Here is an 18,340-nt window from a genome sequence, read left to right as displayed (position 1 = left end):
TTTACGCTGGCCTGAAGGCCAAGGGCAAAGCGAGCAAGGTGGCGCTCGTGGCGGTCATGCGCAAAATGCTGGTGATCCTCAACGCCCGTAAGCGAGACGCCGAGGTGGCCCTCGGCTGCCCCTGACAAGACAGTTGCTACTTTGCTTCGGCGTCGGCCGGGGTGAAGCGCGGCATCGCCGCTGCAGCGCCTTCCTTCTCGGTCGAGCGACCGGCGAACTGGTTGGCGAAGCGCACGTGGCGGGCGAACGGGGCGTCGGCCACCTGCGCCAGCGACGCGGCCAGCGCACCGTTGAAGGCGTCACCGGCACCGGTGGTGTCGATGGCCTGTACCTGTTCGGCGCCCACGCGGTAGTACGGCTGGGTATCGCCGCGCAGGTTCTCGTCGGCATGCGACACGAACACGCCCACCGAACCCAGGGTGACCACCACGGTACCGTTGCCGACCAGCTTGCGGCACAGCGCGTGCAGGCTGGCGCCATCCAGCGCGGCGACGTCGTTGGCATCCACCCGCTCACCGACATGGCGGCCGAGCAGGGCAGCGAACTCGGTCTCGTTCGGGGTGATCACATCGGCCAGCTTGAGCAGGCCGATGGTCGAGGGGGCATCGGCCGGTGCGGTGTTGAGCACGGTGGTGACGCCGGCCTCGCGGGCCGTGGCCAGTGCCGCTTCGATGGTCTGCACCGGCGATTCCAGCTGCACCAGCACCACCCTGGCGCCGGTCAGCAGGGCCTGCTGCTGTTGCAGGAAGTCGGTGCTCAGCGCAGCGTTGGCACCCGGGCCGATCACGATGGTGTTGCGGCCACGGGCATCGACGTAGATGCCGGCGGTGCCGGTCGGTTCGCTGCTGGCTTCGGCGATGAGGCCGAAACCATCCTGCGCCGCCAGTTCGCGCGCGGTGGCGCCACCGGCGTCGTCGCCCAGCGCGCACACGAAGTGCGTCTCGGCACCGGCGCGGCAGGCCGCCACGGCCTGGTTGAAGCCCTTGCCACCGGGGCCGGTGCTGTAGCGGCCGGCAATGGTCGCGCCCGGTGCCGGCAGCGACTCGCACCGCCACACGTGATCGACATTGAAGGAACCGACGACAACGACACTGCTGCTCATAGGGAATCTTTTCTCAACCAAGGGTTCAACTGAAGTGCGTCAGCACGCCGGCGATGGTCGCCGTCATGAAGGTGGCAATGGTACCGCCCAGCACCGCGCGCAGGCCGAACTTGGCCAGGTCGTGGCGACGTTCCGGGGCCAGGCCACCGATGCCGCCGATCTGGATCGCGATCGAGCTGAAGTTGGCGAAGCCGCACAGCGCGTAGGTCGCGATCAGGCGACCTTCGCTGGACAGGCTGACGCCAGCCACCTGGCCGTTCACGATCTGCGACAGCTCGGTGTAGGCCACGAACTCGTTGATCACGACCTTCTGGCCGATCAGCGAACCGACGGTGGTGGCATCGGCCCACGGCGTACCGATCACCCAGGCGATCGGGGCCAGCAGGTAGCCGAAGATGGTCGACAGGTTGGTCGGCTTGCCGATCTGCGCAGCCAGACCGGTCACTTCACCGATCCAGGTCAGCGGGGCGTTCAGCAGCGCGATCAGGGCGATGAAGGCCAGCAGCATCGCGCCGATGTTCAGCGCCAGCTTCAGGCCGTCGCCGGCGCCGGCCGCAGCCGCGTCGATGATGTTGCTGGAGGTCTTTTCGACTTCCATCTTCACCGTGCCGCGGGTGAGCGGGGTGCCGGTTTCCGGGATCAGCAGCTTGGCCACGACCAAGGTGGCCGGCGCGGCCATGATGCTGGCCGCCAGCAGATGCTTGGCGTAGAAGGCCTGCTGCGCTGGGTCGCCGCCGCCAAGCATGCCCACGTAGGCCGCCAGCACGCCGCCGGCGATGTGTGCCATGCCGCCGATCATCATGGTCAGCAGCTCGGACTGGGTCATCCTGGCGATGTACGGGCGCACGGTCAGCGGCGCCTCGGTCTGGCCGATGAAGACGCTGGCGCAGACGCTGGTGGTTTCCGCACCGGACACACGCATGACCTTGGTGATCGCCCACGCCATCACGCGCACGATCGCCTGCATGATGTTCAGGTGGTACATCACCCCCATCAGCGCCGAGAAGAAGATGATGGTCGGCAGCACCTGGAAGGCGAAGATGAAGCCGTAATTCTTGGTGTCCATCAACGAGCCGAAGATGAAACCGGAACCCTCGTTGACGAAGCTCAGCACCTTGACGAAGCCGTGGCCCAGCGCGTCGAACACGTCGCGCCCGCCCGGCACCAGGATCACCAGCGCCGCGAAGGCGATCTGCAGGGTGATACCGGTGGCAACCAGCTTCCAGTCAACCGCGCGCTTGTTATTGGAAAACAACCAGGTGATGCCGATCAGCACCGCCAACCCGAACAGGCCGAAGCCGATCCTGCCCAAACCTTCGACCATGTGAGTGACTCCCCTGGGGCGTCGCGAAAAACGGGAAGCCTAGTGCAGGGCAGGGGCCGGGGCAAGAAAAAGCAGCGTGCGCGCGGCCAACGGTACCGATCAGGCCAGCAACGGCAAGGGCTTGCGGCTGGCGGCGGCAGGTAGAATGGGGGTCGATCCCGGCCCGGATGCGGGCCCGCAGCAGGAGATTCGCATGCAATACCGTCGCCTGGGCTCCACCGGCCTGCCGATTTCCGCCCTTTCCTTCGGCGCCTGGGTGACCTTCGGTGACCAGATCCCGCGTGATGAGGCGCGCAACCTGGTGGCCGCCGCCTGGGATCATGGTGTCAACTTCTTCGACAACGCCGAGGGCTATGCCAACGGCCGTGCCGAACAGGTCATGGGTGACGTGATCGCCGACCTGCGCCTGCCGCGCGACGGTTTCTGCGTGTCCAGCAAGGTGTTTTTCGGCAGCGCCAAGGACCCGCGGCCGACCCAGCGCGGGCTGTCGCGCAAGCACGTGACCGACGCCTGCCACGCTGCACTCAAGCGCCTGCGGGTGGACTACCTGGACCTTTACTACTGCCACCGGCCGGATCCGGACGCGCCGATCGCCGAGACCGTGCACGCCATGGACACCCTGGTGCGGCAGGGCAAGATCCTTTACTGGGGCACCTCGGAGTGGTCGGCGGCGCAGATCCAGCAGGCGCTGGACATCGCCAAAGCGCACAACCTGCAGGGCCCGTCGATGGAGCAGCCGCAGTACAACCTGCTGCACCGCGAGCGGGTCGAGGTCGAGTACGCGCCGCTGTATGCCGGTGCCGGCCTGGGTACCACCATCTTCTCGCCGCTGGCGTCGGGCCTGCTCACCGGCAAGTACGACCAGGGCATTCCGGCCGATGCACGGCTGGGGCGGGAAGGCATGGAATGGTTGCAGGACCTGGTGCTGGGGGCCGACGCCGGGGCCCGCCTGGGCCAGGTGCGGCGCTTCAGCGAGGTGGCACGCGCGCTGGGCCACGCCCCGGCCACGCTGGCCATCGCCTGGTGCCTGCGCAACCCGAACGTTTCCAGCGTGATCCTCGGCGCCAGCCGGGTCAGCCAGCTGCTGCAGAACCTGCAGGCACTGGACGTGCTGGAGCAGGTCGACGCGGCCGGCTGGGCCGACGTCGAAGCCGCTTTCGCCTGAACCCCGGGCCGACCGGGCCTGGGGCCTCGGTCGGGCCGGTTCGGCCGAGGGAACGGGACGGGAACGGGAACGGTAGAGTCGACTGTCAGTCGACTGCTTCGAATAACCGACTGCTTCGAGCAACAGCAGTCGACTAACAGTCGACTCTACACACCTGTCCCGCCATTTAATTGATGCGATCTATCGAATTACGGAATTCGATCATTAATCCCATTAATGAAATTGAGAATGGTTGTTGATTGTCAACTGAGAATCATTATCATTTAACTCGTCCCTCGCACGAGTCCAGATGCTCATGAATGCTCAACCTGTACTGCTGCGCCCCGAAACGCTGACCCTCCGCGATCGACCGGTCCGCGTCGTTCCGCCGGAAGAGGTCATCGACAGCGAAGCCCTGCTCAAGGGCCGTCGTGAAATCCTGATCCAGCACGGCGACCGCTTCTATCGCCTGCGGCACACCAGCAACGACAAGCTGATCCTGACCAAGTAATCGCGGTCTGGTCGCCCGCCTCCCTCCCTCCTGCCGGCAGCGCCGACAGGGTGGGCGACCCGTCCGCTCCCGCTCTCTCCCCCTCGGTCTACCGCGTGCACCTTCCGGGTGTGCCGGTAACCGGGGGTTCCCCTGCCTGACCGAACGAACCCAGATGACCCGCCATACCGCCCTTTGCCTTGCTGTCTGGATGGCGCTGCCGCTGTCCGCCCACGCTGCTGCCACTGCTGCCCCCGATGCGCGCGAATTCGATCGGGTGCAGGTCACTGCCACCCGCACCGAGCGGGCGGTGAGCGACGTGGCGGCAACGGTGGATGTCATCGACCGTGAGCAGATGGACCGGCACCTGGTGCAGGACATCAAGGATCTGGTGCGCTACGAGCCGGGCCTGTCGGTCACCCGCAGCGCGACCCGCTTCGGCCTGGATGGTTTCCGCATCCGTGGCCTGGACGGCAACCGCGTGCGCATCCAGACCGACGGCATCGTCATGCCGACCCGGTTCGACATCGGTTCGTTCGCCAGTTCCAACCGCAACTTCACCGACCTCGATACGCTCAAGCGCGTCGAGATCGTGCGTGGACCGGCCAGCTCGCTGTACGGCTCCGACGCACTCGGTGGCGTGGTCGCGTTCGTGACCAAAGACCCGGCCGACTATCTCAAGGACGGCAAGAACAGCTACTTCGGCCTGAAGTTCGGCTACGACGGTGAGTGGAAGGGCCTGCTCGGCGGTGCCACCGCCGCCTTCGGTGGCGACCACTGGAGCGGCCTGGTCAACGTCAACCATCACCAGGGCCAGGAAACGGACAACAAGGGCACGGTGCGCAGCGACAACGACACCCGCACCGCGTCCAATCCGCAGGATCGCGACGGCCGCAGCCTGCTCAGCAAACTGGTCTATGCACCCAGCGAGGACCAGCGCTTCCGCTTGACCGTGGAAGGCAACGAAGACACGACCGATACCAATGTGCTGTCGGCGATCGCCAGCGTTGCACCGCGCCCCGGCGCGATGGCTGCGGCCACTGGCATGAAGTCCCACGACACCCAGAAGCGCAACCGCGTGTCCTTCGCCCACGAGATGGATGCGCTGGACCAGCCGTTCGCCGACAGCCTGCATTGGCAGGTGTACGCGCAGAACAGCGAAACCCGGCAGCAGACCGACGAGACCCGCACCGACGGCACCCGCCGCCACCGCGTGTTCTCCTTCGACCAGCATGCCTATGGCCTGCAGGCGCAGTTCAACAAGGCGTTCACCACCGGCAGCGTCGAGCACGCATTGACCTACGGTTTCGAAGGCACCCGTACCGAGATCCGCCAGAAGCGCGACGGCTATCAGGTCAGCAAGGCTGGCGTGGTCAGCAACACGGTGCTGCCGGACACCTTCCCGGTGCGTGACTTCCCGATCAGCAAGACCACCGAGCTGGGCCTGTATGCACAAGATGAGATGCGCTTTGCCGATGGCAGGCTGTCGCTGGTGCCGGGCGTGCGCGTGGACCGCTACGAGCTGAAGCCGGAAGTGGACAGCATCTTCGCCGAAGACAACCCGACCACGGCCGTGGCGCAGCTGAAGAAGACCAGCGTGTCGCCGAAGCTGGGCATGGTCTGGCGCTTCACCGACGAATGGTCGCTGTTCGCCGGTTATGCGCGTGGCTTCCGTTCGCCGCCGTACAACGACGTCAACATCGGCCTGACCAACGTCGCCTTCCGCTATACCGCCATCGCCAACCCGGATCTGAAGCCGGAAACCAGCGACGGTTACGAAATGGGCCTGCGCTTCATCGCGCCGGCGGCGTACGTCAGCGTCAGCGGCTACTACAACGATTACAAGGATTTCATCCAGTCCAACGTCGATACCGGTCGCAACGCACAGGGTCTGACCGTGTTCCAGTCGCAGAACATCGCCGACGCGCGCATCTATGGCGCGGAAATGAAGGCCGGCATCGAGTTCGGCGAACTCAGCCCGGCGCTGAAGGGCTGGGCGCTGCGCAGTGCGTTGGCATGGTCGCGTGGTGACAACCGGACCGATGACGAACCGCTGGCCTCGGTCGATCCGCTGCGTGGCACGCTGGGCCTGATGTACGACACCGATACCTGGGGCGTCGAACTGGCCGGTACCTTCGTGCAGCGCAAGAAGCGCCTGCCGCCGCCTGCGGCGCAGACCAATCCGAACGCACCGGCGCCGTTCGTCTACCAGCCGGCCGGCTACGGCGTGCTGGACCTGATGGCGCACTGGAACTTCGCGCCGGGTGCCACCTTCAATGTCGGCGTGTTCAACCTGGCCGACAAGCGCTACATCGAATGGTCGTCGATCACCCCGAGCCTGATCACCGATCGCGCACTGAGCGATCGTTTCAGCAGCCCGGGCCGCACCTTGTCCGCCAGCCTTGCCGTTTCCTGGTGACCTCATGAGCCGAGCCTTGTCCGCACGCAGGAATGACTCCATCGCCGCGCCGAACAGCGCGGCCTGGCCGACCCCGGCACAGCTGGCCACGCTCGGCACCGTGTTGTGCCTGTACCACGCCGACGGCAACGAGCTGGGCGGCTGGCGCCAGGCCGTAGGCGTACACGCCTGCCAGGGCGTGGACAGCGAGGGCCTGCGCGAAAGCCTGTGCTTCCTTGATGGCCGCGGCCGCTGCGTGTGGCGCCTGTACCTGCTGCCCGACAGCGATTTCCTGGCCTGGGACCGTCTGGTCGCGGCGCTGCCGCCGGGACCGGAACACGACAGCGAGGCGAGCGTTGGCGAACGCCTGTGGCGGCGTTTGGCCGGCCATCTTGGCGGCCAGCGCTGGCGCCTGTGCGCGCTGCGCCTGCATGCCGCCGACGACGGACGCACGCTGGCCGCCAGTCTGTCGACCCTGTCCTCGCTGGGCGCGGCCACCGCGCGCCGCATCGCACGCCTGGAAGGTGCTGAAGGCGAGCTGGCGATCGACGACTGCTGCTGTGCCGACGCCGCCAGGCGTCCGGCGCCCCAGATTCCCGGCGACCTGCCGCTGATCCGCCTGTGACCCTCTCCTGATGGAACGCCCGTTGGCCACGGATGGCCCCTCAATGAATCTGCAACCCCGAAGGAAGACCCCGATGAAGCTCCAGACAGCCAGCGCCATGCTGCTGCTCGCCGCCAGCGGCGTGGCCAGCGCGCAGCCCTCCGATATCGCCCGCGACCACGACAGCATCCTCGCCATGCAGGGTGAGTACACCGTGGACTTCGCCTTCGACGAGACCGTGCTGCTGAAGCCGGGCTACGAGCGTGCACCGGCGATGCGCAGCGGCGGCAGTGAAGTGGTCATCGTGGTCGAGGACACCCCGAAGCGCATCGTGCTGCAGCACCTGCTGCTGGATGAAAAGAGCGGCCACATCACCAAGCACTGGCGCCAGGACTGGGTGTACGAAGCACCGAACCGTTTCGAGTTCAGCGCCGACCAGACCTGGAAGGTGCGCAGTATTCCGTCGGCGGTGAACCAGGGCGCCTGGACCCAGTGCGTGTACGAAGTGAGCGACGCACCGCGCTACTGCGGCACCGGCACCTGGACCTACACCAACAACGTGCCGAGCTGGACCAGCGACCTGAGCTGGCGCCCGCTGCCGCGCCGTGAGTACACCAAGCGCAGCGACTACAACGCGCTGGCCGTGGTCAACCGCCACACGCTCACGCCCAATGGCTGGACCCACGAACAGTTCAACACCAAGGTGCAGCGCAACGCCGATGGCAGCCAGGTGGAGATCGCACGCGAGTTCGGCTTCAACGACTACGTGAAGACCACCGAGGTCGACTTCACCCCGGCGCGCAACTACTGGCAGGCCACCGCCGGTTACTGGGCCAAGGTGCGCCAGCGCTGGGACGGTTTCCTGACCCAGGCCCCCGGCGTGCACCTGAAGACCAGGATCGACGGCATGGCGATGATCATTCCGCTGTTCACCCAGGCCGAAGAGATCCAGGCCGGCAAGAAGGTGAAGGACAAGCAGATTGACGACGTGTTCGCCAAGTACGTGGAAAAGGCCCAGTAGATCCACGCCATGCGTGGATGTGCTTGTTCCTTGAACACTGGCAGCGCCGTCCTGGGCTCTTGGTAGGTGCCGAGCTTGCTCGGCACGCGCCCCGGTCCGGCGCCGCCTCAGGCCTCGCGCAGCGCCAATGCCGGTGGCGTATGCAGGATCGCCCGCGTACCCCACCAGCCCGCCAGCAGGCTCAGCCCGATGCCGACCACGCCGCCGACCAGCAGGCCCGGCCACGGCGGCAGCAACGGCAGCTCGAACACCTTCTGCGAGACCGCCACGCCGATCGCAGCCGCGGCGCCCACCGCCAGCAACGCGGCCAGCGTGCCCAGCGCGCCGAATTCCACCAGTACCGCGCCACGCAGCTGGCGCCGGGTCGCGCCCAGCGTGCGCAGCACCGCGCTGTCGTAGCGGCGCTCGCCCGCCGTGGCCTGCAGTGCGGCCAGCAGCACCAGCACGCCGGCCAGCAGGCTGAACACCATCACCAGCTGCACCGCCTGTGCCACCCGCTCCATCACATCGCGCACCTGCGAGATCACCGCGTCCACGTCCAGCAGCGACAGGTTGGGCTGCGCGCGTATCAGCTCGCCCAGTCCGGCTGCCTTGCCGGCCGACAGGTGGAATGCCGACAGCAGGTTGTGCGGGGTGTCGCCCACCGCATTCGGATTCAGCAGCACGAAGAAGTTCGGCCGGAAGGTGTTCCAGTCGGCCTTGCGCACACTGGTCACGGTGAACTCGCGCTCCTGCTCGCCAACTGCAATGGTGATGCGGTCGCCCGGATACACGCCGTAGCGCTTGGCCCAGCCGATTTCAACCGACGCCTCCGCCGCCGTGCTGTCGGGCGTCCAGAAGGTGCCGTTCATCAGCGTGTTGGCCGGCGGGAAGCTGCTGCGCCAGCTGAAGTTCAACGGCCGGTTCTCGTCGTCGTCATCGCGCTGGGCTTCGCCTGACGCCGGCTGCCCGCTCTGGTCCGGCGAGCGATCCACGCGCAGCGGCGGCTTGCCGTTGATCGCGATCAGGCGGCCGGTGGCCATCGGTTCGATGCTGGCGTCGTTGGCGCCCAGTCCACGCAGCGCGGCCAGCACGCTGTCGCGCTGTTCGGGCTGGATGTTGATCAGGAAGTAGTTCGGCGTGTCCGCAGGCAGTCGCTCGCGCCACTGCTGCAGCAGGCCGGGGCCGGTCACCGCCAGCAGCAACAGCGCGCACAGCGACAGCGACAGCCCGACCAGCTGCATCACCGCCAGCATCCGGCGCCGGGTCAGCGCCGCCAGGCCCAGCCGCCAGTGGCCGTGCAGACGGTGCTGCAGGCCGCGCAGCAGCTGCAGCAGCACGAAACCGACCACGCCGGCCGCCACCGCCAACGCGGCCAGGCCGCCCAGCACCCACAGCGCCAGCTTGAGATCACCGGTCACCTGCACCGCCAGCAGCAGGCTGGCCGCCAGCGCCGCTACGTAGGCCAGCAGCGAGGCCGGGGGCAGGGCGGCGAAGGAGCGGTTGAGCACGCGCATCGGCGGCACCCCGCGCAGGCGCAGCAGCGGCGGCAGGCCGAAGCCGAACAGCAGCAACAGGCCGATGCCGGCGCCGGTCAGCGCCGGCATCGCTTCCGGCAGCGGCAGGCGCTGCGGCACCAGGCTGCCCAGTACCTGCACCAGGCCTTCCTGCGCGGCCATGCCCAGGCCGATGCCGAGCGCACAGGCCGGCACCGCCAGCATCAGCAGCTGCAGCGCCAGGCCAAGCAGGATGTCGCGCTGGCGCGCGCCCAGGCAGCGCAGGATCGCCACCTGGTCGATGCGGCGCAGGGCAAAACGGTTGGCCGCCAGCGCGGTCGCCACGCCGGCCAGCAATACCGCCAGCAGCGCGCTCAGGCCGAGGAAGCGCCCGGCAAGATCAAAGGCCTGGCGCACGCCGCGCTGGGTGTCGTCCACGCTCAGCAGGCGAAGGCCCTTCACCTGCGGCAGCAGCCATTGCCGCAGCGCGGCGATCTGGTCGGCTGATCCGGCAAACATCAGTCGGTAGTTGATGCGGCTGCCCGGACCGAGCAGGCCTGTGCCTTCCACATCGGCGCGGTTGACCAGCAGAGTGGGGGAGAGCGTCAGCAGGTCGCCGCCGGCATCCGGCTCGGTCTCGATGATGCCGGCGATGCGCAGCGTGCCGGCGCCGAATTCGAGGTCATCGCCGGCCTTCAGTCCCAGCCCATGCAGCAGGCGCGGGTCGGCATAGGCCTGGCCCTTGGGCGGCATGCCGGCGTTGGCAATCAGCGCGCCACCGGGCGTGCTGCGCACCCTCAGCGCGCCACGCAGCGGATAGCCCGCCTGCACTGCCTTGATGCTGGCCATCTGGCTGGCATCACCGTTGAACAGCACGCTGCCGAAGCTGGCGGTGCGGGTGAAGGCCAGTCCACGCCGCTGCGCCTCGTCGGCGAATGCCTGCGGCGGGTCATCGCGCCCGGCGATGCCGAGGTCGCCGCCGAGCATCTCCGCCGCGCTGCCGGTCAGTGCCAGGTTGACCCGGTTCACCAGCGTGCCGACCGCGGTCATCACCGCCACGCCCAGCACCAGTGCGGCGAACACGGTCAGCAGGTCACCGGCCAGCGCCTCGCGGCGCAGCGCGCGCCACGCATGCCGCAGCAGGTTCATGCCTGCGCCCCACGCTCGACCGGCAGCAGGCGGCCGTTGTCGATGCGGTGGATGTACTGGCAGCGCTGGGCCAGGCGCAGGTCGTGGGTGACCAGCACCAGAGTGGTGCCGCTGCCGGCGTTGAGTTCGAACAGCAGGTCGCTGATGTGCTGGCCGGTGGCGTGGTCCAGCGAGCCGGTCGGTTCGTCGGCGAACAGGATGCGCGGGCGGGTGACGAACGCACGTGCCAATGCTACGCGTTGCTGCTCGCCGCCCGACAACTGGCGCGGATAGTGGCGGGCGCGATGGGCCAGCCCGACCTGGGCCAGCACTTCATCGACCCGCGCCCGGTCTTCGCGTCCGGCCAGTTCCAGCGGCAGCGCGACATTCTCGGCGGCGGTCAGCGCCGGCAGCAGGTGGAAACTCTGGAACACGAAGCCGACCTCACGCGCGCGCAGCTGGGCGCGGGCCTCCTCGTCCAGCGCCGACAGGTCCTGGCCAGCCAGCGCGATGCGGCCGCGACTGGGCAGGTCCAGCCCGGCCAGCAGGCCGAGCAGGGTGGTCTTGCCGGAACCGGAGGCGCCGACGATGGCCACGCTGGTGCCTTCATGGACCGTCAGGGTGATGTTGTCCAGTATGTGGACTTCACCCTCCGGGCCCTGCACGGACTTGCCGACCTGGTCGACGGCGATGGCGACGGGCGCGCTGCGGGGGGACAGGCTGTCGATGAGGAGACTCCAATGCGCAAGACGGGATGGAGCCGGCGAGCCGGCGCGATGATGGTGCTGCTGCTAGGGTTCCTGCTGTTGCCGGGGCTGGCCTGTGCCAAAGGTCCGGCCGGCACCGTGCTGGTGCTCGGCGACAGCCTCAGTGCTGCCCACAATATCCCTGCCGACGCCGGCTGGGTCAGCCTGCTGCAGCAGCGGGTCAGGCAGCAGTCGAAAACCCCGGCGCGCATCGTCAACGCCAGCATGAGCGGCGAGACCACCGCCGGCGCGCTGACCCGCCTGCCGGGCCTGCTGGCGAAGGAAAAGCCGACCGTGGTAGTGATCGCCCTTGGCGGCAACGACGCACTGCGCGGGCTGACCCCGGCGCAGGTGCAGGGCAACCTGGGAAAGATGGTGCAGGCCAGCCAGAAGGCCGGCGCGAAGGTGCTGCTGCTGGGCATTGACGTGCCGCCCAACTACGGGCCGGCCTATCGCCAGCGCCTGGCGGCGGCCTACAGGGCGCTGGCCACGCAGTACAAGGTGCCGCTGCTGCCCTTCCTGCTGGAGGGGGTGGCCCTGCAGCCGGGCATGATGCAGGCCGACGGCCTGCACCCGACCGCACAGGCGCAGTCAAAGGTGCTGGACAACGTCTGGCCGCTGCTCAGGCCGCTGCTCTGAACCGTTTGTTTACCTCTTGACGGAACTTCACATCGCGTCCACCGTCGATCCGGCATGTTTCACAAAGCTGAAGTTAGAGGGAATCACATGCGTCAGACGAAGGAGACCTCCGGCTTGGTGCTGGTGGTCGAAGACAACCGCAACATCTCCGAGATGATCGGGGAATACCTGGAAGGTCGCGGCTTCGAAGTCGACTATGCACAGGACGGCCTGGATGGCTACCGCCTTGCGGCGGAGAACAGCTATGACGTCGTGGTGCTCGACTTGATGTTGCCGCGCCTGGATGGCATCGAAGTGTGCCGTCGCCTGCGCAACGATGCGCGCAAGTCCACCCCGGTGCTGATGCTCACTGCACGCGACACGCTGGACGACAAGCTCACCGGCCTGGGTTTCGGTGCCGATGACTACCTGACCAAGCCGTTCGCGATCCAGGAGCTGGAAGCCCGCCTGCGCGCGCTGATCCGTCGCGAACGTCGCCAGGTCGGTTCGGAAGTGCTGAAGGTGGCCGACCTGGTGCTCGATCCGGTCAGCATGCGTGCGACCCGTGCCGGCACCGAGCTGCAGCTTTCGCCGATCGGCCTGCGCCTGCTGACCATCCTGATGCGCGAATCGCCGCGCGTGGTCACCCGCCAGGAGATCGAGCGCGAGATCTGGGGCAATGGCCTGCCGGATTCGGACACCCTGCGCAGCCACCTGTACAACCTGCGCAAGATCATCGACAAGCCGTTCGACCGTCCGCTGCTGCACACCGTGCAGAGTGCCGGCTACCGCATTGCCGACATCGCCCAGCCGATGGCCTGAGCAGGATACTCGCCGGTGCAGCAGCAGGCCCGGCCGGGTTGTGGCCACGTACGAGGGCAGGGCATGACCGGCCGGCGTTGCCGCCGGTCATCGCCCATGCACCCGCACGGCGTGGCGCGCTGCCTATAATCGCAGCGCTCTGACCGGGACTCCGCAATGCCGCACGGCCTGCCGCGCAAGATCCGTATCGCCTTCATCCTGCAGGCAGTGCTGGCCAGCCTGGGCATCCTGCTGGGTGCGTGGCTGGTCTCGCTGGTGATCAAGCACAGCCTGGTGGGCGCTGCCCTGCGCGAGGAGGCGGCGTACTACTGGACGCTGCACGAAGCGTCCCCGGTGCAGCCGCCGCCCAATACCCAGAACATCCGCGGCTACCTGCTGGAAAGCGGGCAGTCGGCACTGTCGTTGCCGGCCAACCTGCGCAATCTGGAGCCCGGCTTCCACGAACTGCCCAAGGACGACCAGCTGGTGCTGGTTGATGTGCGCCCGGCTGGCCGCCTGTACCTGGTGTTCCTGCGCTCGCGCGCAGAGATGCTGGCGTTCTGGTTCGGCATCGTGCCGGTGCTGCTGACCCTGCTGGCGGTGTATGGCGCCAGCTGGGTGACCTACCGCGCGTCCAAGCGCCTGGTGTCGCCGGTGAACTGGCTGGCTCGGCGCGTCTCGCGCTGGGACCCGGGGCATCCGGAAGCGGCCGACCTGGAGCCCAACAAGCTGCCGGCGGACATGCAGGGCGAGACCCGGCAGCTGGCGGCCGCGTTGCACTCGCTGGCCAACCGGGTCAGCGCGCACGTGGCACGCGAGCGCAACTTCACCCGCGATGCCAGCCATGAACTGCGCACGCCGCTGACCGTCATCCGCGTTGCCAGCGACATGGCACTGGGTGATGAAAGCCTGCAGCCGCGCCTGCGCCGCAGCCTGCAGCGCATCCAGCGGGCCGGCCGCGACATGGAAGCGGTGATCGATGCGTTCCTGATCCTGGCCCGCGAGGCAGACGTCGAACCGCAGATCGAGCTGTTCGACGTCAACGACATCGTCCGCTATGAAGTGGACAACGCCAACGAACTGCTGGGGGCTCGCCCGGTGTCGGTGCACCTGCACAGCGATGGCCCGGTGCAGCTGCATGCGCCGCCGCGGGTGCTGCAGGTGGTGGTCAGCAACCTGGTGCGCAATGCATGCAGCTACACCGACGAGGGGCGCATCGACGTGCATGTGCACAACGATCGGGTGGTGGTGCACGATACCGGCATCGGCATGTCCCCCGAAGCGCTGTCGCGGGCGTTCGAACCGTTCTATCGCGCCGAACCCAGCCGGCCGCAGGGTACCGGCCTGGGCCTGTCGATCGTACGCAGGCTGTGTGATCGCTTCGGCTGGAAGGTCAGCCTGGCCAGCGAGCCGGGTCAGGGCACCGAGGCAACGGTGATCTTCCGGTAGAGGGATTTTGCCGGGCTGCGCCCGGCACCCGCCGAGGCAACATCAACATCAAAAGCGGGCATTCCGTGGAATGGCGGGGCGGTGTGGGTTTGCAGGACACGCCGTAAACCCGTCCATGGGGGCTCGATGGCGCCATCCATGGCGCCAACGGTCCTGCAAACCCACACCGCCCCGCCTTCGACAGTTTCCCGCGATCCGCAGTACATCCACGCCATGCGTGGATGGGGTTGCTCAGTTGCAGTTGACCTTCGGCGCCAGCGCCTTGGTCCAGATGTCATACCCGGCCGGGGTCATGTGCAGCATGTCTTCGCGGAACAGCTTCGCATCCGGCTGGCCATCCGCGCCCAGCATCGGCGTGTAGATATCGGTGAAGCCGGTGTTGGGCAGCTTGGCCAGCGCGGCCTTGATCAGCGTGTTGGCCTCGTTGATCGCCGGCAGCAGGTGCGCACGCGACGGGCTCGGCTTGATCGACAGGTACTCGACCTTGGTCTTCGGCAGGTCGCGATGCACGCGCTGCACGAAGGCGACCACGTCGTCGCGCACCTGGGTCGCGGTGCGGCCGCTGTTGAGGTCGTTGTCACCGGCGTAGAAGAACACCTTGCACGGCGCATACGGCACCACGATCTGGCCGGCATACCAGGTGCTGTCGCGCACTTCCGAGCCGCCGAAACCGCGGTTGAATACAGGCTGGCCGGGGAAGTCGGTGGCCAGGCTCTCCCAGAAGCGGATGGAGGAGCTGCCGATGAATTCGATGCCACCGCGGGGCGGCGGGTTGGCCTGGTCGGCGCTGGCGAACCGGGCCATGTCGCCGGCCCAGGCCACGTTGGAGACCTGTTCGGGTACCCGGGGCGACGTGGTCGGGCCCAAGGCCTGGGCCAGCGGTGCGGCGGTCAGCAGGCCCAGCATCAGCAGGCAGGTACGGCGACGGGACATCAGGCGCTCCAGCAGGGAAGGGAACGCCATCATAGAAGCTGGGGCGGGCCGGGGCTTGCCCCTGGCGGTCCATTCACCGGGCCGGTGCCGGGATGCGGCTGGCGGCCTTGTGGCAAAATGGCGGCCATCTGCCTATCCCTGTGCACCCATGATTCCCTGCCGTGCGTCTGAGCGGTCGCTGCGCCGCGCCCCTGTTGCTGGATGTTCCACCCGTGGCTGATCAGTTCGGTCATCTGCCCCGCGGCCCGCGCCGCATCTTCCAGGCCGCCCGCTGGTCCTGGCAGGGCCTGCGCGCCGCCTGGCTGCACGAATCGTCGTTCCGGCTGGAGGTCTACCTGCTGATCCTGCTGGCGCCGGTCGCGGTCTGGCTGGGGCAGACGCCGGTCGAGCGTGCGCTGATGATCGGTTCGATGCTGCTGGTGCTGGCGATGGAACTGGCCAACTCGGCCATCGAAGCGGTGATCGAACGTTACGGCAGCGAAATCCACGAGTTGGCTGGCCGCGCCAAGGACATGGGCTCGGCGGCGGTGTTCGTGCTGATGATGAACGTGCTGTTGTGCTGGGCCCTGGTCGTGGTTCCGCACGCGCTGGCCGGCAGCTACGGCTGAAACCCCATTCCCCCACTGCCTTGAAGAGATTCCATGTCCTTTGAGTTCCTCGCCGACCCCAATGCCTGGGTAACCCTGTTCACGCTCAGCGCGCTGGAAATCGTGCTCGGCATCGACAACCTGGTGTTCATTTCCATCGCGGTCAGCAAGCTGCCGGAAGAGCGTCGCCCGTTCGCACGCAAGCTCGGTATCGCCGTGGCTTGCATTACCCGTATCGGTCTGCTGGTGTCGCTGGCGTATCTGGCGCACATGGCGGCCAACCTGTTCACGGTGGCCGGCATGGGCATCTCCATCCGTGACCTGGTGCTGATCGTCGGTGGCCTGTTCCTGATCATCAAGGGCTGCATGGAGATCAAGGAACTGATCAGCGGCGGCGAGGATGAAGATCCGAGCACCACCAAGGCCTCGGCCGTGTTCGGCTACGTGATCGCGCAGATCGCGGTGATCGACATCGTGTTCTCGCTGGACTCGGTGATCACCGCGGTTGGCATCGCCGACCACATCCCGGTCATGGTCGCCGCCATTCTGCTGTCGGTGTTGGTGATGCTGCTGGCCGCCAACCCGCTGGGCCGCTTCATCGACGCCAACCCGACAGTGAAGATGCTGGCGCTGGCCTTCATCCTGATGATCGGTGCGGTGCTGATCCTGGACGGCCTGGACGTGCACGTGCCCAAGCCCTACATCTACGCCGCGATGGGCTTCTCGGTGCTGGTGGAATGGCTGAACCTGCTGATGCGCCGTCGCGCCCGCGAGCACAACGTGCCGGGCGCTGGTAACTGGTAAGCGCCTCTGGCATGTAAGTCCCTCAGAACCCCCGGCCCGACCGGGGGTTCTGCGTTTGTGGGGGCACGGCTCTGCTACGGCGCTGCGGTTTTTGCACTTGTAGCGGGTTTCCGTGCCCCACTTGTGAACCAGGATCAACAGTGTTTTCCCGGGACGAGGCTTAATCCGCCACAGCAAAGCGCGCAGGCTACGCACTCCCGAATCCCTCCCCCAGGACCCCCCCCATGAATTCCAGAGCCGCCTTGCTGGCGCTTGCCGTCGGCGCCTTCGCCATCGGAACCACCGAGTTTGCGCCGATGGGCCTGTTGCCGGTCATCGCCGACGGCGTGGGCGTGGGCATTCCCACTGCCGGCATGCTGATCACCGCTTACGCCGTGGGCGTGATGCTGGGGGCACCGGTGATGACCCTGCTGATGGGCCGCTTCGGCAAGCGCACCGCGCTGATGCTGCTGATGTCGATCTTCGTGGTCGGCAACCTGCTCTCGGCACTGGCCCCGAACTACGGCCTGCTGTTGCTGTCGCGCCTGGTCACCAGCCTCAACCACGGTGCCTTCTTCGGCATCGGTGCGGTGGTTGCCGCCAGCCTGGTGCCGAAGGACAAGCAGGCCGCCGCCGTGGCCACCATGTTCATGGGCCTGACCATCGCCAATATCGGCGGCGTGCCGCTGGCGACCTGGGTGGGCCAGCAACTGGGCTGGCGCCTGTCCTTCGCCGGTACTGCAGTGCTGGGCCTGATTGCGATCACCGCGCTCGGCTTCGCGCTGCCGGCATCTGCACCGGGGCCGCGCCCGGACGTGCGCCGCGAACTGAAGGCCATCCTGCAGCCGCAGGTACTGCTGGCGATGGGCACCACGGTGCTCGGCGCGGGTGCGATGTTCACTCTGTACACCTACGTGGCGCCGGTGCTGACCGAACTGACCGGCGCCTCCAACACCTTCATCGCGATGTCGCTGGCCCTGATCGGTATCGGCTTCACGTTTGGCAATGGCATCGGTGGGCGCATGGCCGACTGGTCGCTTGATGGCGCGACCCGCATCCTGCTGGCGGTCCTGGCCGTGCTGATGTTCTTGCTGCCGCTGGCGTTCATGCACCACGCCACTGCGGCGCTGGGCGTGCTGCTGTTCGGCGCGGCGACCTTCGCCATCGTGCCGCCGCTGCAGATCCGGGTGATGCAGGCGGCGAGCGAGGCGCCGGGCCTGGCGTCGTCGATCAACGTGGGTGCGTTCAACCTGGGCAATGCGGTGGGTGCCGCGCTGGGGGGCGCGGTGATCAGCTCGGGTTTGGGTTACGCGGCGATTCCGGTGGCCGGTGGCCTGCTGGCGGCATCGGGGCTGCTGCTGGCGTGGCTGGGGCGTCCCCGCACTGCGGTGGCTGAAGCCTGCTGAGGGGAGAGGGTTTCCGGCAGGGCTTGCAGCCCTGCACCCGCTGCAATCAACGTCAACGTCAACGGCAAAAGCCTGCATTCCGTGGGTTGGCGGGGTGGGTCCGGTTGAGGGGGACGCTGCAAGTACGTCCATGTAAGCTCGGTCGCCGCATCCATGCGGCTCACGCCCCCTCAACCGGACCCACCCCGCCTTCGACAGATTCCCGCGGTCTGTCGGAACGGTGTTCTGCTCTGGTAGGTGTCGACCTTGGTCGACACGAATGCCTGAAGAACCGCGTTTTGCTTTTGATTTTTCTTTTGATCTCCCCGCGGTGCCCAGGAAACCGTATGAG

Annotated in this window: 16 protein-coding genes and 1 pseudogene; 12 read left to right on the top strand and 5 right to left on the bottom strand. The window is 67.3% G+C overall.

Features of this window, described 5'->3' with window-relative positions:
• Positions 1–125 (top strand): annotated as a pseudogene (locus AC5P7E_RS17960) (IS110 family transposase); the annotation flags it as partial.
• An 11-nt stretch (positions 126–136) separates the two neighbouring features.
• Here AC5P7E_RS17960 and AC5P7E_RS17955 read toward each other — a convergent pair.
• Both AC5P7E_RS17955 and AC5P7E_RS17950 read right to left on the bottom strand, forming a co-directional pair.
• Positions 137–1,102 carry a ribokinase gene (locus AC5P7E_RS17955; protein ID WP_005408114.1) on the bottom strand — a complete coding sequence of 322 codons (966 nt, stop codon included), beginning with the start codon at positions 1,100–1,102 and terminating at the stop codon, positions 137–139.
• A gap of 25 nt (positions 1,103–1,127) precedes the next feature.
• Complete coding sequence (locus AC5P7E_RS17950; protein WP_005408115.1) at positions 1,128–2,426, bottom strand: NupC/NupG family nucleoside CNT transporter; 1,299 nt, start codon at positions 2,424–2,426, stop codon at positions 1,128–1,130.
• A gap of 193 nt (positions 2,427–2,619) precedes the next feature.
• On the opposite strand from AC5P7E_RS17950, the gene AC5P7E_RS17945 reads away from it, so the two are divergent.
• From AC5P7E_RS17945 to AC5P7E_RS17925, 5 genes are all read left to right on the top strand, one after another.
• Positions 2,620–3,591 carry an aldo/keto reductase gene (locus AC5P7E_RS17945; protein ID WP_114619023.1) on the top strand — a complete coding sequence of 324 codons (972 nt, stop codon included), beginning with the start codon at positions 2,620–2,622 and terminating at the stop codon, positions 3,589–3,591.
• A gap of 295 nt (positions 3,592–3,886) precedes the next feature.
• Positions 3,887–4,081, top strand: coding sequence for a hemin uptake protein HemP (hemP, locus tag AC5P7E_RS17940; protein WP_005412278.1), 195 nt, complete (start codon positions 3,887–3,889; stop codon positions 4,079–4,081).
• A 154-nt stretch (positions 4,082–4,235) separates the two neighbouring features.
• Positions 4,236–6,479 (top strand): TonB-dependent hemoglobin/transferrin/lactoferrin family receptor, encoded by a 2,244-nt coding sequence (locus AC5P7E_RS17935; RefSeq protein ID WP_366559854.1) that lies wholly within the window; start codon positions 4,236–4,238, stop codon positions 6,477–6,479.
• Between the two features lie 4 nt (positions 6,480–6,483).
• Positions 6,484–7,083, top strand: a complete 600-nt coding sequence (locus AC5P7E_RS17930) for a ChuX/HutX family heme-like substrate-binding protein (RefSeq protein ID WP_088610994.1) — start codon at positions 6,484–6,486, stop codon at positions 7,081–7,083.
• A 73-nt stretch (positions 7,084–7,156) separates the two neighbouring features.
• Complete coding sequence (locus AC5P7E_RS17925) at positions 7,157–8,083, top strand: DUF6607 family protein (RefSeq protein WP_088610993.1); 927 nt, start codon at positions 7,157–7,159, stop codon at positions 8,081–8,083.
• Between the two features lie 107 nt (positions 8,084–8,190).
• On the opposite strand, the gene AC5P7E_RS17920 is transcribed toward AC5P7E_RS17925, so the two are convergent.
• Together AC5P7E_RS17920 and AC5P7E_RS17915 are read right to left on the bottom strand one after the other, a co-directional pair.
• Positions 8,191–10,707 (bottom strand): ABC transporter permease, encoded by a 2,517-nt coding sequence (locus tag AC5P7E_RS17920; RefSeq protein ID WP_114619020.1) that lies wholly within the window; start codon positions 10,705–10,707, stop codon positions 8,191–8,193.
• Positions 10,704–11,351, bottom strand: coding sequence for an ABC transporter ATP-binding protein (locus AC5P7E_RS17915; protein ID WP_024957309.1), 648 nt, complete (start codon positions 11,349–11,351; stop codon positions 10,704–10,706). The genes AC5P7E_RS17920 and AC5P7E_RS17915 overlap by 4 nt, the downstream gene beginning before the upstream one ends.
• Before the next feature lie 75 nt (positions 11,352–11,426).
• Between AC5P7E_RS17915 and AC5P7E_RS17910 the strand changes: the two genes are divergently transcribed.
• From AC5P7E_RS17910 to AC5P7E_RS17900, 3 genes are all read left to right on the top strand, one after another.
• A complete protein-coding gene (locus AC5P7E_RS17910) occupies positions 11,427–12,071 on the top strand; it encodes an arylesterase (RefSeq protein WP_099490454.1) in 645 nt (214 codons plus the stop codon).
• A gap of 87 nt (positions 12,072–12,158) precedes the next feature.
• Complete coding sequence (locus AC5P7E_RS17905; protein WP_002811889.1) at positions 12,159–12,872, top strand: response regulator transcription factor; 714 nt, start codon at positions 12,159–12,161, stop codon at positions 12,870–12,872.
• A 156-nt stretch (positions 12,873–13,028) separates the two neighbouring features.
• Positions 13,029–14,300, top strand: a complete 1,272-nt coding sequence (locus AC5P7E_RS17900) for a sensor histidine kinase (RefSeq protein ID WP_005412286.1) — start codon at positions 13,029–13,031, stop codon at positions 14,298–14,300.
• Between the two features lie 231 nt (positions 14,301–14,531).
• On the opposite strand, the gene AC5P7E_RS17895 is transcribed toward AC5P7E_RS17900, so the two are convergent.
• Positions 14,532–15,233, bottom strand: coding sequence for an SGNH/GDSL hydrolase family protein (locus tag AC5P7E_RS17895; protein WP_114619022.1), 702 nt, complete (start codon positions 15,231–15,233; stop codon positions 14,532–14,534).
• A gap of 212 nt (positions 15,234–15,445) precedes the next feature.
• Between AC5P7E_RS17895 and AC5P7E_RS17890 the strand changes: the two genes are divergently transcribed.
• From AC5P7E_RS17890 to AC5P7E_RS17880, 3 genes are all read left to right on the top strand, one after another.
• Positions 15,446–15,841, top strand: a complete 396-nt coding sequence (locus tag AC5P7E_RS17890; RefSeq protein ID WP_005408126.1) for a diacylglycerol kinase — start codon at positions 15,446–15,448, stop codon at positions 15,839–15,841.
• Positions 15,842–15,874: 33 nt separating this feature from the next.
• The gene (locus AC5P7E_RS17885) at positions 15,875–16,624 is read left to right on the top strand and encodes a TerC family protein (RefSeq protein ID WP_005408127.1); all 750 of its coding nucleotides are present in this window, start codon (positions 15,875–15,877) and stop codon (positions 16,622–16,624) included.
• Positions 16,625–16,848: 224 nt separating this feature from the next.
• The gene (locus tag AC5P7E_RS17880) at positions 16,849–18,009 is read left to right on the top strand and encodes an MFS transporter (protein ID WP_049395379.1); all 1,161 of its coding nucleotides are present in this window, start codon (positions 16,849–16,851) and stop codon (positions 18,007–18,009) included.
• The last annotated feature ends 331 nt before the right edge of the window (positions 18,010–18,340 follow it).

Source organism: Stenotrophomonas sp. YJH_SMC_25, from assembly GCF_059369595.1.
This window is presented reverse-complemented; position numbering and strand designations above follow the sequence as displayed.

Excerpts from the sequence above, each read along its gene's own strand:
- AC5P7E_RS17955 (WP_005408114.1), bottom strand. The coding sequence starts at position 1,102 with ATGAGCAGCAGTGTCGTTGTCGTCGGTTCCTTCAATGTCGATCACGTG.
- AC5P7E_RS17950 (WP_005408115.1), bottom strand. The coding sequence starts at position 2,426 with ATGGTCGAAGGTTTGGGCAGGATCGGCTTCGGCCTGTTCGGGTTGGCG.
- AC5P7E_RS17945 (WP_114619023.1), top strand. The coding sequence starts at position 2,620 with ATGCAATACCGTCGCCTGGGCTCCACCGGCCTGCCGATTTCCGCCCTT.
- hemP (WP_005412278.1), top strand. The coding sequence starts at position 3,887 with ATGAATGCTCAACCTGTACTGCTGCGCCCCGAAACGCTGACCCTCCGC.
- AC5P7E_RS17935 (WP_366559854.1), top strand. The coding sequence starts at position 4,236 with ATGACCCGCCATACCGCCCTTTGCCTTGCTGTCTGGATGGCGCTGCCG.
- AC5P7E_RS17930 (WP_088610994.1), top strand. The coding sequence starts at position 6,484 with ATGAGCCGAGCCTTGTCCGCACGCAGGAATGACTCCATCGCCGCGCCG.
- AC5P7E_RS17925 (WP_088610993.1), top strand. The coding sequence starts at position 7,157 with ATGAAGCTCCAGACAGCCAGCGCCATGCTGCTGCTCGCCGCCAGCGGC.
- AC5P7E_RS17920 (WP_114619020.1), bottom strand. The coding sequence starts at position 10,707 with ATGAACCTGCTGCGGCATGCGTGGCGCGCGCTGCGCCGCGAGGCGCTG.
- AC5P7E_RS17910 (WP_099490454.1), top strand. The coding sequence starts at position 11,427 with ATGCGCAAGACGGGATGGAGCCGGCGAGCCGGCGCGATGATGGTGCTG.
- AC5P7E_RS17905 (WP_002811889.1), top strand. The coding sequence starts at position 12,159 with ATGCGTCAGACGAAGGAGACCTCCGGCTTGGTGCTGGTGGTCGAAGAC.
- AC5P7E_RS17900 (WP_005412286.1), top strand. The coding sequence starts at position 13,029 with ATGCCGCACGGCCTGCCGCGCAAGATCCGTATCGCCTTCATCCTGCAG.
- AC5P7E_RS17895 (WP_114619022.1), bottom strand. The coding sequence starts at position 15,233 with ATGTCCCGTCGCCGTACCTGCCTGCTGATGCTGGGCCTGCTGACCGCC.
- AC5P7E_RS17885 (WP_005408127.1), top strand. The coding sequence starts at position 15,875 with ATGTCCTTTGAGTTCCTCGCCGACCCCAATGCCTGGGTAACCCTGTTC.
- AC5P7E_RS17880 (WP_049395379.1), top strand. The coding sequence starts at position 16,849 with ATGAATTCCAGAGCCGCCTTGCTGGCGCTTGCCGTCGGCGCCTTCGCC.